The 12,037-nt window shown below is 71.5% G+C and carries 10 protein-coding genes; 2 read left to right on the top strand and 8 right to left on the bottom strand.

All coding sequences use genetic code 11. From position 1 onward, the window contains the following. Positions 1–267 precede the first annotated feature (267 nt). Positions 268–1,512, top strand: a complete 1,245-nt coding sequence (locus tag ACZ37P_RS13145; protein ID WP_391163901.1) for a ThuA domain-containing protein — start codon at positions 268–270, stop codon at positions 1,510–1,512. Between the two features lie 190 nt (positions 1,513–1,702). Further along, on the top strand, positions 1,703–1,951 hold the full coding sequence (locus ACZ37P_RS13140; RefSeq protein ID WP_355338762.1) for an RNA polymerase sigma factor: 249 nt from the start codon (positions 1,703–1,705) through the stop codon (positions 1,949–1,951). Between the two features lie 43 nt (positions 1,952–1,994). Here ACZ37P_RS13140 and ACZ37P_RS13135 read toward each other — a convergent pair whose 3' ends face one another. The 8 genes from ACZ37P_RS13135 to ACZ37P_RS13100 form a co-directional block, all read right to left on the bottom strand. Then, entirely contained in the window at positions 1,995–3,107 is a 1,113-nt protein-coding gene (locus ACZ37P_RS13135) for an ABC transporter ATP-binding protein (RefSeq protein ID WP_401312224.1), read from the bottom strand. Next, on the bottom strand, positions 3,104–3,949 hold the full coding sequence (locus tag ACZ37P_RS13130; RefSeq protein ID WP_467346453.1) for an ABC transporter permease: 846 nt from the start codon (positions 3,947–3,949) through the stop codon (positions 3,104–3,106). Before ACZ37P_RS13130 ends, ACZ37P_RS13135 begins: the two co-directional genes overlap by 4 nt. 133 nt (positions 3,950–4,082) lie before the next feature. After that, positions 4,083–4,922, bottom strand: coding sequence for a molybdate ABC transporter substrate-binding protein (modA, locus tag ACZ37P_RS13125; RefSeq protein ID WP_467346452.1), 840 nt, complete (start codon positions 4,920–4,922; stop codon positions 4,083–4,085). A 126-nt stretch (positions 4,923–5,048) separates the two neighbouring features. After that, complete coding sequence (locus ACZ37P_RS13120) at positions 5,049–5,693, bottom strand: LutC/YkgG family protein (protein ID WP_355338774.1); 645 nt, start codon at positions 5,691–5,693, stop codon at positions 5,049–5,051. Then, entirely contained in the window at positions 5,690–7,180 is a 1,491-nt protein-coding gene (locus ACZ37P_RS13115; RefSeq protein ID WP_467346450.1) for a lactate utilization protein B, read from the bottom strand. Before ACZ37P_RS13115 ends, ACZ37P_RS13120 begins: the two co-directional genes overlap by 4 nt. Next, positions 7,177–7,998 carry a (Fe-S)-binding protein gene (locus ACZ37P_RS13110; protein ID WP_391049386.1) on the bottom strand — a complete coding sequence of 274 codons (822 nt, stop codon included), beginning with the start codon at positions 7,996–7,998 and terminating at the stop codon, positions 7,177–7,179. The genes ACZ37P_RS13115 and ACZ37P_RS13110 overlap by 4 nt, the downstream gene beginning before the upstream one ends. 61 nt (positions 7,999–8,059) lie before the next feature. Beyond that, positions 8,060–9,565: a rhamnulokinase gene (locus tag ACZ37P_RS13105; RefSeq protein ID WP_401311771.1), complete on the bottom strand. Its 1,506-nt coding sequence runs from the start codon at positions 9,563–9,565 to the stop codon at positions 8,060–8,062. Positions 9,566–9,981: 416 nt separating this feature from the next. Continuing rightward, the gene (locus tag ACZ37P_RS13100) at positions 9,982–12,036 is read right to left on the bottom strand and encodes a bifunctional aldolase/short-chain dehydrogenase (protein WP_401719709.1); all 2,055 of its coding nucleotides are present in this window, start codon (positions 12,034–12,036) and stop codon (positions 9,982–9,984) included. Between the last annotated feature and the right edge of the window lies 1 nt (position 12,037).

Below are 12,037 nucleotides of genomic sequence, written 5' to 3'. Positions count from 1 at the left end.
AGGAGTACGGGCCAGTGGTAAGGGGGAGGTATGCGGTGGTGCGTGGAAGGAAAGCTTCTTGTCCGTTGGTTCGGAAGGATCGTCCCACCGGGCCGCCGCGTCAAGGGCTGGGTCAAGGAAGTGAACGAAAAACAACTCACCCCCCGGTCAACGCTGTTACTAGGTCAAGGATTCGACCGCGAGTCATTGACATGAACATAGTCTGGACCTTTCAATCGCGGTACAGGCGCACGTCCCCCACCGTCGCGCACAAGGAAGGTCCCCCACATGATCAGATCCCGCACACAAATACCCTGGTCGCGCACCCTGTTGAGGCTGTTCGCGCTGTTCGCCGTGGTGCTCGGGGTACAGGCGGGGCCCGCGCACACCGCGCAGGCCGCCGACTTCAAGGTGATCGCCTTCTACGACGGCACGTACGACGCCGCCCACATCAACTTCGTCCACGAAGCGAACGCGTGGTTCCCGCAGCACGCGGCGCAGTACGGCTTCTCGTACACCTCGACCAACGACTGGAGCCAGCTCAACACCGCCAACCTGGCCCAGTACCAGGTGGTCATGTTCCTCGACAACGCCCCGCAGACCGCGGCCCAGCAGAGCGCGTTCCAGACGTACATGAACAACGGCGGCGGCTGGATCGGCTTCCATGTCGCGGCCTACAACGACGCGTCGTCCAACGGCTGGTCCTGGTACCACCAGACCTTCCTCGGCACCGGCACCTTCAAGTCCAACACCTGGGGGCCGACCGCCGAGACGCTGAAGATCGAGGACCCGAACCACCCGGCCACCGCGGGCCTGCCCGGCACGATCGCCTCGTCCGTCAGCGAGTGGTATAGCTGGCAGAACGACCTGCGGCAGAACCCGAACATCGACATCCTGGCCTCGATGGACCAGTCGACGTTCCCGATCGGGACCGACCCCAACCAGACCTGGTACAGCGGCTATTACCCGATCGTGTGGACCAACAAGAACTACAGGATGGTCTACAACAACTTCGGGCACAACGCGATGAACTACGACACCAACACCGCGCTGTCGTCCACCTTCGCCAGCGCCCAGCAGAACCAGTTGCTGATCCAGGAGATCCGCTGGGCGGCGGGCCAGAGCGGCCCGGTCACCCCGCCGCAGGGCGGCCCGACCGGCGCCATCCACGGCTACGGCGGCAAGTGCGTGGACATCGCGGGCGCCAGCAGCACCAACGGCGCGGCCGTACAGCTCTACGACTGCAACGGCACCAGCGCCCAGACCTGGGCGGTCGGTTCCGACGGCACGCTCAAGGCCCTCGGCAAGTGCATGGACGTCACCTCGGCGGGCACGGCCAACGGCACCAAGGTGCAGCTCTACGACTGCAACGGCAGCGCCGCCCAGAAGTGGACGCGCAGCGGGAGCACGCTGGTGAACGCCGGGTCGGGCAAGTGCCTGGACGCGACGGGGCCCAGCAGCGCCAACGGCACCCGGCTCCAGATCTGGACCTGCGGCACGGGCGCCAACCAGCAGTGGACGCTGCCGAGTTGATCCCCCGGCCGGGCTGATCTCCGCGGCCGGCCGACACCCGAGCGGAGCCGGGCCACGGCCCGGCTCCGTACTCGTACGCCCCACGCCCACCTGAGGCCACACCCACCCCGGATGAACGCGGCGCGCGCCGGTCGCGTATTACTCCCACAGGGGTTGCGGCGTGCGCCGCCCCCGGGGGAGGGGACGACCGGTGACACCGGAAGAACGCGAAACCGGGCAGCACACCGAGCACTACGAGATGCTGGTGTCGTTCGCCCTCGGCCACGTGCGCGACCGCGCGCAGGCCGAGGACGTGGCCCACGAGACGCTGCTGCGCGCCTGGCTGCACCTCGGCCGGATCGAGCCGGGCAGCGCCACCGTCCGCGCCTATCTGCTGACCATCGCCCGCAATCTGCTGGCCGTGACACCGGGGGCCGGCTCGCCGCCGAACTCCCGCTGAGGGCCGCCGCGTCGGTACCGCTGAGCCCCGCCGCCCGGCCGGCTCACGCGGGATAGGCGTGCGTCTGGGCCGCCTTGACCGTCGCCCACACCTGCGCGCCCTCGTGCAGGCCCAGTTCGGCCACGGACACCGCCGTCAGGTCGGCGGTCAGCGGCAGGTCGTCGGCGCTTCCGGTGAGGGCGACACGGATCTGGTCGCCGTGCGACTCCAGGCCGCAGATCCTGGCCCGCCAGGTGTTGCGCGCGCTGGAGTCCGGCCGGTCGGTGGAGAGCGTGACCGCGCTCGGCGGGAAGGCCACGAAGGCGGGCCCCGTCAGCTCCTCCGTGGCGGTCACGGTCAGCTCCGGACCGAGCCGGACCGTGTGCCCCTCGGCCTCGCCCCGGTAGAGATTGAGCCCGACCAGCCGCGCGATGTAGTCCGTACGCGGACGGCGGGCGATCTCCGCGGGCGTGCCCTCCTGCACCACCCGCCCGTGCTCGATCACCACCAGCCGGTCGGCCAGCACCATCGCGTCCAGCGGGTCGTGCGTCACCAGCACCGCCACCGCCTCGAACGCGGCCAGATGGCGGCGCAGCTCCGCCCGTACGTCCAGCCGCGCGCGGGCGTCCAGCGCCGCCAGCGGCTCGTCGAGCAGCAGCAGCCGCGGCCCGGTCGCCAACGCCCTGGCCAGCGCCACGCGTTGGGCCTGCCCGCCGGACAGCCGCCGCGGCTTGACGCCCGCGTGGTCCGCGAGCCCCATCCGGTCCAGCAGATCCGCCGCCCGCGCCCGCGCGTCCGCCTTGGACGCGCCGTGGCAGCGCGGCCCGAAGGCGACGTTGTCCAGCGCGGTCAGATGCGGGAAGAGCAGATAGTCCTGGAAGATCACTCCGACCGGCCGGTCCTCGGCCGGCACCCGCCGCCGTACCGCCGGTTCCTCCAGCGTCCGCCCGTCGAGCCGCAGATGGCCGCCGGACAGCGGGGCGAGACCGGCCAGCGTACGCAGCGCGGTGGTCTTGCCCGCGCCGTTCGGACCGAGCAGCGCCAGCACCTCGCCGGGCGGCACCGACAGCCGTACGTCCAGCCGGAAGGTGCCGCGGTCCAGGACGAGACGCGCGTCGAGGCCGTCGGCGTCCTCGGCACCCCGCACGTCGGGCCCGTCCCCCTTGTCGAGTCTCATGACGCGGCCGTCCAGCGTTCGCGCAGCCCGGCGAGGACCGCGACGGAGACCGCGAGCAGGACGAGGCTGAGCGCGATGGCGGCGGCCGGATCGTCCTGGAGCGCCAGATAGACCGCCAGCGGCATCGTCTGCGTACGGCCGGGGAAACTGCCCGCGAAGGTGATGGTCGCGCCGAACTCGCCCAGCGCCCTGGCCCAGGCCAGCACCGCGCCCGCCGCGACACCCGGTGCGATCATCGGCAGGGTGACCCGGCGGAAGGCGGTGAACCGCGAGGCGCCCAGCGTCGCCGCCGCCTCCTCGAACCGCGTGTCGGCCGCCCGCAGCGTCCCCTCGACGGTGATCACCAGGAACGGCATCGCCACGAACGTCTCCGCCACCACCACACCGGCCGTCGTGAACGGCAGCGTGACGCCGAACGCCGAGTCGAGCCAGCGCCCCACCACACCGTTGCGCCCCAGCGCCAGCAGCAGCGCCACACCGCCGACCACCGGCGGCAGCACCAGCGGCAGCGTCACCAACGAGCGCACCAGACCGCGGCCGGGAAACGTCGTACGGGCCAGCAGCCACGCCAGCGGGACCCCGAACACCAGCGACACGGCGGTCGCCGTGGTCGCGGTCTCCAACGACAGCCGCAGCGCCGTCCACACCTCGGAACTGGTGAGCTGCGACGGCAGGCTCCGCCACGGCGCCCGGATCAGCAGCGCCAGCAGCGGCAGCAGCAGAAAGACGAGCGCGATCAGCGCGGGCAGCAGCAACGGCAGCGGGACACCGCCGCGGCTGCGCACGAAGCGGGGGGGGGGGGGGGGGGGGGGGGGGGGGGGGAGGGGGGGGGGGGGGCACACCGCCCTCTTTCGCCCTGGTGGGGGGGAGGAGAGAAAGGGAAAAACACCCCCCCCCCCCCCCCCCCCCCCCCCCCCCCCCCCCCCCCCCCCCCCCCCCCCCCCCCCCCCCCCCCCCCCCACCGCTCCTGACCGGTCACGGGTTGAGGAAGCCCGCCCCGGTGAGCACCTTCTGGCCCTCGGCGGACCGCACCAGCGCGATGAACGCCTGCGCGGCCGTCCCGTTGGGCGCGTTCTTCAGCTCCACGATCGGGTACGTGTTGATCGCCTTCGCCGACTCGGGGAAGTCCACGCCCTGCACCTTGCCGCCCGCGGCCTTCACGTCGGTCTTGTAGACCACCGCCGCGTCGACCTCCTTCAGCTCCACCTTCGTCAGCGCGGCCTTCACGTCCTGCTCGTAACTGACCGGCGTCAGCTTCAGCCCGCTGTCGGTCAGCGCCGTCTGCGCGGCGGCCCCGCACGGCACCGTCTTCGCGCACAGCGCGACCTTGAGGCCGGACTTCGTCAGGTCCTTCAGCGACGCGATCTCGTCCGGGTTGCCGGGCAGCGTCGCGATCTCCAACTGGTTGCGCACGAAGGGGGCGGGAGTGCCCGCCGCGTCCTTGGCGTCGGTGACGATCTTCATCGTCTTCGTACTGGCCGCCGCGAAGACGTCAGCGGGCGCGCCCGAGGTGATGCTGGCCGCGAGCACGTCGCTGCCGCCGAAGTTGAACGTCACCTTCGTGCCGGGGTACGCGGCCTCGAACTGCTTGCCGAGCGTCGTGAAGGACTCCTTCAGCGACGCCGCCGCGAACACGGTCACGGAACCGGTGACCTTCGGCGTGGTCGCCGACGCGGAAGCGGAGGACGAGACGGAGGGGGACGACGACGAGGCGTCGGAACCCTTGTCCGAGGACGAGCAGGCAGTGAGCGCCAGCAGTACGGCGGCGCCGCCGACGGCCGCCACCATGCCGCGGCGCCGTTCGGTACGGATCATCACAGGAACTCTCTCTCTGCCGCGCACCAGGTCATTGTGACGATCATAGTGACGCATCTGCGAGGGATAAGTCTCCTGGCGCATTGCATAAGCCGCATGATCCAGCTGTCCGCCTCGTTTGTGCGATCACACAACCATGATGACGTCCAGGGTGCGGGGGCCGTGGACGCCTTCGACGCGGTCGAGTTCGATGTCGCTGGTGGCGGAGGGGCCTGAGATCCAGGTCTGGGGCCGGGTGGGGTCCAGGCGGGGGAGGGCCTGGGGGACCGAGGCGACGATCTGCGCGGGGGTGATGACGCAGATGTGGTGGTCGGGGACGAGGGTGATCCGGCGGCGGCCCTGGTCGGGGGAGGTGTCGAGCACGATGGTGCCGGTCTCGGCGATGGCCAGCGCGCAGCCGGTGATCACGGTGTCGATCGCGTCGAGGTCGTAGGTGGTCTGCTCGGGCCGGTCGGTGTGCCGCTCGGTGTCCGGGCCGATCGCGTCGAGCCAGTGCGCGGGCAGGCCCTGCGGGGTGACGACGCTGCGGCTGCCGTGCTCGGCGATCAGGCGGGCGACGGTCGCGGGCAGTCCGGTCTCGTCCGTGTGGTGGACGTGGGCCCGGTAGTCGGTGAGGTTCTCCGCGAGGAGGGTCGCGGTCTCCTGCGGGGTGCGGTCGGCGTGGGTGTGCAGGTAGTCCCTGGTGAGGGGGGTGTCGTGCGGGCGGTCGTCGCGGGGGACGTCCGCGAGGGCGTTGCGGATGCGGGTGAGGACGGTGTCGCGGGAGGTCACTGGCCGTTCTCCTCGGTCTGGGGGTGGTTGTGTTTGTTGTGTTGCCACCAGTCGCGGAAGGTCTGTGGGGGGAGGGTGGGGAGGTCGCGGGTGGCGGTCCAGGCTTTGGCGGGTCCGGGGAGTCGTTGGGGGTGGAGGTGTCGGGTGCGGGTGGCGAGGCGCTGGCCCTGGCGCATGAGGGCGGGGTGGTCGAGTGTCCAGCGGGCGGCGCGCATGGTGGCGCGTTCGGCGGCGTGGCCTTTGGCGGGTTTGATGGTGACGCGTTGGCCGTTGTGGGTGGTGGTGGCGCCTTGGGCGACGCGTTCGCGGAGGTGGACGAGGACTTCGGGGATGTTGATGGCGACGGGGCAGACGTCGTAGCAGGCGCCGCAGAGGGTGGAGGCGTAGGGGAGGGAGGCGTCGAGTTCGGTGGCGGTGGTGCGGAGTTGGGGGGTGAGGATGGCGCCGATGGGGCCGGGGTAGGGGGAGCCGTAGGCGTGGCCGCCGGCGCGTTCGTAGACGGGGCAGACGTTGAGGCAGGCGGAGCAGCGGATGCAGCGCAGGGCCTGGCGGCCGGTGGTGTCGGCGAGGGTGTCGGTGCGGCCGTTGTCGATGAGGACGAGGTGGAAGTTTTCGGGGCCGTCGGTGTGGGTGGTGCCGGTCCACAGGGTGGTGTAGGGGTTCATGCGTTCGGCGGTGGAGGAGCGGGGGAGGGTCTGGAGGTAGATTTCCAGGTCCTGGAAGGTGGGGATGACCTTCTCGATGCCGACGACGGAGATCAGCGTCTCGGGGAGGGTGAGGCACATGCGGCCGTTGCCTTCGGATTCGACGACGACGAGGGTGCCGGTGTCGGCGATCATGAAGTTGGCGCCGGAGATCCCGACTTTCGCGCGGAGGAACTTCTCCCGCAGGTGGAGGCGGGCGGCTTCGGCGAGGTCGGCGGGGGTGTCGGTGAGGTTGTCGGGTGCGGGGCGGCCCCAGGCGGTCATCTGGGTGTGGAAGATGTCGCGGATCTGGTGGCGGTTTTTGTGGATGGCGGGGACGAGGATGTGGGAGGGGAGGTCGTTGCCGAGCTGGACGATGAGTTCGGCGAGGTCGGTTTCGTAGGCGGTGATGCCGGCGGCGGTCAGGGCGTCGTTGAGGCCGATTTCCTGGGTGGCCATGGATTTGACTTTGACGACTTCGGTTTCGCCGGTGTCCTGGACGAGGCGGGTGATGATGCGGTTGGCGTCGTCGGCGTCCAGGGCCCAGTGGACGGTGCCGCCGGCGGCGGTGATGTTCTCCTCGAGCTGGAGGAGGTAGTGGTCGAGGTGGCGCAGGGTGTGGTCCTTGACGGCGGCGCCCGCTGCGCGGAGTTGGGGCCAGTCGGCGAGTTCTGCGATGGCTCTGGCGCGTTTGTCGCGGATGGTGTGGGTGGCGTGGGTGAGGTTCGCGCGGAGCTGGGTGTCCTTCGTGGACGAGGCGGCGGCCTTCGGGAACGACGGCAGACCCAGATACGTACCACTCATCGGACCACTCCTCCATTGCGCGCGCCGCCCGTGGCGACATGGACCGGAACCCCGGCGGTCGGGACCGTCAGCGGGTGCTCCCGCGTACTGGCCAGGATCTCCGCGATGTGCACCGGGCGGATGGCGGTGCGCTGCCGGGACATCGTGCCGTCCAGGTGCATCAGGCAGGAGTTGTCGGCCGCGCACAGCACGTCGGCGCCGGTCTCCTCCGCGTGCCGCACCTTGTCCGCGGCCATCGCGGCCGAGACGTCGGGATTCTTCACGGCGAAGGTGCCGCCGAAGCCGCAGCACTCCTCCGCACCCTCCAACTCCCGCAGCTCAAGCCCCCTCACGGCCTCCAAGAGCCGCCGGGGCCGCTCACCGAGCCCCAGCATCCGCAGCCCGTGACAGGTGGGGTGGTACGTCACCGTGTGCGGGAAGTACGCCCCCACATCCGTCACCCCCAGCACGTCCACCAGGAACTCCGTCAACTCGTACGTCCTGGGCACCACGTCGGCCAGCGCCTCGCTCAACTCGTCGCCGCGGCCCTCCTCCCGGGCCCGTTCGCCGAGGCGCGGGTAGATGTCCCGCACCATCGCCGCGCAGGAGCCGGACGGCGTGACCACGTAGTCGTATCCGGCGAAGACCCGCGCCTGGCGGCGCGCCAAAGGCTCCGCCTCGTGCCGGTAACCGGTGTTGTAGTGCGCCTGGCCGCAACACGTCTGCCCCATCGGGAAGTCCACCTCGACGCCGAGCCGCGTCAGCAGCGCGACGACGGCCTGGCCGGTCCGTGGATAGAGCGTGTCGTTCACGCAGGTGAGAAACAGGGCGGCACGCATCGCGGCTCCCTCGGGGTCGTGCGGGCGGATGACGGACGGCGGTTGGGCGGGTGACGGACGGTCAGGGGGCGGCGAGGGCACCGGAGATACGGGCGTCCGCCGCGTCCCAGGCGCGCAGGTCACCGCGCGGCTCGTACCGGCGCAACTCCTGCGTGTCGGCGACCAGTTGCCGCATCCGGGCCAGATCGCCGACGAGGCCGTGGGTGCGGGCCTGGACGAGGATGTTGCCGAGCGCGGTCGCCTCGGTGGGCCCGGCGATCACCGGCAGCCCGGACGCGTCCGCGGTGAGGCGGCACAGCAGTTCGTTGCGGCTGCCGCCGCCGACCAGATGGATGTGGGTGATCTCCCGGTCGGCGAGTTCGGCGGCCTTGCGCAGCACCCTGCGGTGCGCGAGCGCCAGGCTCTCCAGCACGCAGCGGACCAGCGCGCCCCGGCTCTCCGGCGGGCGCTGCCCCGTACGCACGCAGTAGTCCGCGATGGCCGCGGGCATGTCGGCCGGTGCCAGGAACTCCGGCGCGTCCGGGTCGATCACCGCGCCGAACGGCTCCGCGCGGCCCGCGTCCGCGAGCAGCGACGCCAGCTCGGACGGCTCGCCGCGCGCGGCCCAGACCCGACGGCACTCCTCCAGCAGCCACATCCCCATGATGTTCCTGAGATAGCGGAACGTGCCGTCGATCCCGCGCTCATTGGTGAAATTCGCGGCCCGCGACGCCGCGCTGAGCACCGGCGCGTCCAGTTCGAGCCCGGCCAGCGACCAGGTGCCGCAGGAGATGTACGCGGAACCCGGCGCGGTGGCCGGTACCGCCGCCACCGCAGAGGCCGTGTCGTGCGAGCCCACCGTGGTGACCCGCGTCCCCGCCGCCAGACCCGTCGCCGCCACGATGTGCGGCAGCAACTCCCCTGCGCTGTCGCCCGGTTGCCGCAGCGGCGGCAGCAACGCCGGGTCCAGGCCGATCCGGTCGGCGAGGTCCCGCGACCACTCGCCCGTACGGGCGTCCAGCAGGCCCGTCGTCGAGGCGTTGGTGACCTCCGCACCGACACTGCCGGTCAGCCAGTGCGTCACCAGGTCGGGGATCAGCAACAGCGTCCGCGCGGCGGCCAGTTGGACCGTGCCCCGCGCCGCCGCGAGCTGGAACACCGTGTTGAACGGCAGGTGCTGGAGGCCGTTGGCCGCGTACAGCTCCTGCGCGCCGACCTCGTCCCGCACCCGCGGCGCCACCTGCGCCGTACGGCTGTCCCGGTAGTGGTACGGGATCCCCAGCAGCGCGCCGTCCGCGTCCAGCAGGCCGTAGTCCACCGCCCACGTGTCCACGCCGACGGACGCCACCGCGGCGCCCGACCTCGCCGCCTCGCGCAGTCCGTCCAGAACGCCGGTGAACAGGCCCGGCAGGTCCCAGTGCAGCCCGCTCGGCAGCCGCACCGGCACATTCGCGAACCTGTTCACTTCCGTGAGGGCCAGTTCCCCGCCGCCCACCCGGCCCACGACGACGCGGCCGCTCGTCGCGCCGAGGTCCGCCGCCGCGAACACGCCTGCGGCTGGGCTTGCGCCTGGGGGTTCGCCGATCATGCCTCTCCTTATACGGCCACTCCTGCGGAGTGCGGTGCTTCATTCTTCCCGCCCCGCGGCCCGGAACGGCTCTCCTACCGAGGCGGTAGGCCGACTTCTTTTAGGGGCGCGGCCCGTGTGCGGTGTCCTTGGGCTCGGGCGTTGCGCCGATCTTTTAGGGGCGCTGGGGGCACCTCCCGGCCGCAGGCCGGGGGAGGAACCGCGCGCTCAGCCGAAGCGCTCCCGCAGGTCACCACCGGCCCCAGAGGGGCAATTCGGTGGTGTCCCGACCACCGGCCGGTGGGGGCGGGCCGCGCAGTTCCTCCCGCAGCCTCGGCCGGGAGGTGCCCCCGGCACCCCTGACGGGGCACGTCCTGCGCAGGGCGAACGCCTAGGGCCGTGCCCTTGAACACCGGCCCTGCGCAGGGTGACACGCCCTAGCGGAGGAAGGCGGCCGCGACGCCCGCGTCGACGGGGATGTGAAGCCCGGTCGTGTGGGTCAGCTCCCCGCCGGTGAGGGCGAAGACGGCATTGGCGACGTGCTCGGGAAGAACTTCCCGCTTCAAGAGCGTCCGCTGCGCGTAGAACTCCCCGAGCTTGGCCTCCTCGACGCCGTAGACGGCCGCCCGCTTGGCCCCCCAGCCGCCGGCGAAGATGCCGGAACCACGGACGACCCCGTCGGGGTTGATGCCGTTGACACGTACCCCGTACTCACCCAACTCGGCGGCGAGGAGCCGTACTTGGTGGGCCTGGTCGGCCTTGACGGCCGAATAGGCGATGTTGTTGGGCCCGGCGAAGACCGCGTTCTTGGAGGCGATGTAGACGATGTCGCCGCCCAGCTTCTGCTCGATCATGACGCGCGCGGCGGCGCGGGAGACGAGGAAGGAGCCGCGGGCCATGATGTCGTGCTGGAGGTCCCAGTCCTTGGCTGTGGTCTCCAGGAGCGGCTTGGAGATCGAGATGCCCGCGTTGTTGACGACGAGGTCGACCCCGCCGAAGGCGAGCAGCGCGTCGGCGAAGGCCGCCTCGATCTGCTCCTCGGAGGTGACGTCCACGGTGACCGCGACGGCCTTGTCGGGACCGCCCAGTTCCTCGGCCACGGCGGCGGCGTTGCCCGCGTCGAGGTCCGCGACCACCACGCAGGCGCCCTCGGCGACCAGCCGCTGGGCGATGGCCTTGCCGATGCCGGACCCGGCACCGGTGACGAGCGCGATCCGGGTGGCCAGCGGCTTCGGCTTCGGCATCCGCCGCAGCTTGGCCTCCTCCAGCTCCCAGTACTCGATACGGAACTTCTCCGACTCCTCGATCGGCTTGTACGAGGAGACGGCCTCCGCGCCGCGCATCACGTTGATGGCGTTGACGTAGAACTCGCCCGCGACGCGCGCGGTCTGCTTGTCCTTGCCGTAGCTGAACATGCCGACGCCCGGCACGAGGACGATCGCCGGGTCGGCGCCGCGCATGGCGGGGGAGTCGGGCGAGGCGTGCCGCTCGTAGTAGGCGGCGTACTCGGCGCGGTACTCCTCGTGCAGCGTGCGCAGCCGGGCCTCGGCCTCGTCGAGGGCCGTGCCCGCGGGCAGGTCGAGGACCAGCGGGCGGACCTTGGTGCGCAGGAAGTGGTCCGGGCAGGACGTGCCCAGCGCGGCCAGCCGCGGGTGCTCGGCGCGCGACAGGAAGTCCAGCACCTCGGGGGAGTCGGTGAAGTGGCCGACCTGCGGCCGGTCCTGGGAGGCGATCGAGCGCAGCAGCGGTGCCAGCGCGGCGGCCCGTGCGCGCCGCTCGGACTCCGGCAGCGGCTCGTACCCGTCGAGCACCGGGCCGAACGGGTCGGCCTTGCCGCGCTCCTGGAGGAAGGTCTCCGCGGTGCGGATGATGTGCAGCGAATTGCGTTCGCACTCCTGCGAGGTGGCGCCCCAGGCGGTGACGCCGTGCCCGCCCAGCACACAGCCGATCGCCTCCGGGTGGGCCTCCTTGACCGCCGCGATGTCCAGTCCGAGCTGGAAGCCGGGGCGGCGCCAGGGCACCCACACCACGGTGTCGCCGAAGCACTCCTTGGTCAGCGCCTCGCCGTCGGCCGCGCACGCCAGCGCGATACCGGAGTCCGGGTGCAGGTGGTCCACGTGCGCCGCGTCCACCAGCCCGTGCATCGCGGTGTCGATCGACGGCGCCGCGCCGCCCTTGCCGTGCAGGCAGTAGTCGAAGGCGGCGACCATCTCGTCCTCGCGCTCCACCCCCGGGTAGACCTCGGTGAGGGCGCGCAGCCGGTCCAGGCGCAGCACCGCGAGACCGGAGCCGGTGAGCGTACCGAGGTCGCCGCCGGACCCCTTGACCCACATCAGCTCGGTGTCGGCCCCGGTCACCGGGTCGGGCGCGGTGCCCTTGGCGGACGTGTTGCCGCCCGCGTAATTGGTGTTGCGCGGATCGGATCCGAGCCGGTTCGAACGGCCGAGCAGCGCCCCGACCGTGCTGTCGTCGGAACTGGAGGCGGAAGCCATG

The sequence above is a fragment of the Streptomyces sp. NPDC024632 genome, assembly GCF_055559175.1.
The sequence above is the reverse complement of the archived record's forward strand: the minus strand, read 5'-3'. Positions and strand labels throughout refer to the sequence as shown.

Excerpts from the sequence above, each read along its gene's own strand:
- ACZ37P_RS13105 (WP_401311771.1), bottom strand. The coding sequence starts at position 9,565 with ATGATCGGCGAACCCCCAGGCGCAAGCCCAGCCGCAGGCGTGTTCGCG.
- ACZ37P_RS13100 (WP_401719709.1), bottom strand. The coding sequence starts at position 12,036 with ATGGCTTCCGCCTCCAGTTCCGACGACAGCACGGTCGGGGCGCTGCTC.
- ACZ37P_RS13135 (WP_401312224.1), bottom strand. The coding sequence starts at position 3,107 with ATGAGACTCGACAAGGGGGACGGGCCCGACGTGCGGGGTGCCGAGGAC.
- ACZ37P_RS13115 (WP_467346450.1), bottom strand. The coding sequence starts at position 7,180 with ATGAGTGGTACGTATCTGGGTCTGCCGTCGTTCCCGAAGGCCGCCGCC.
- ACZ37P_RS13145 (WP_391163901.1), top strand. The coding sequence starts at position 268 with ATGATCAGATCCCGCACACAAATACCCTGGTCGCGCACCCTGTTGAGG.
- ACZ37P_RS13110 (WP_391049386.1), bottom strand. The coding sequence starts at position 7,998 with ATGCGTGCCGCCCTGTTTCTCACCTGCGTGAACGACACGCTCTATCCA.
- modA (WP_467346452.1), bottom strand. The coding sequence starts at position 4,922 with ATGATCCGTACCGAACGGCGCCGCGGCATGGTGGCGGCCGTCGGCGGC.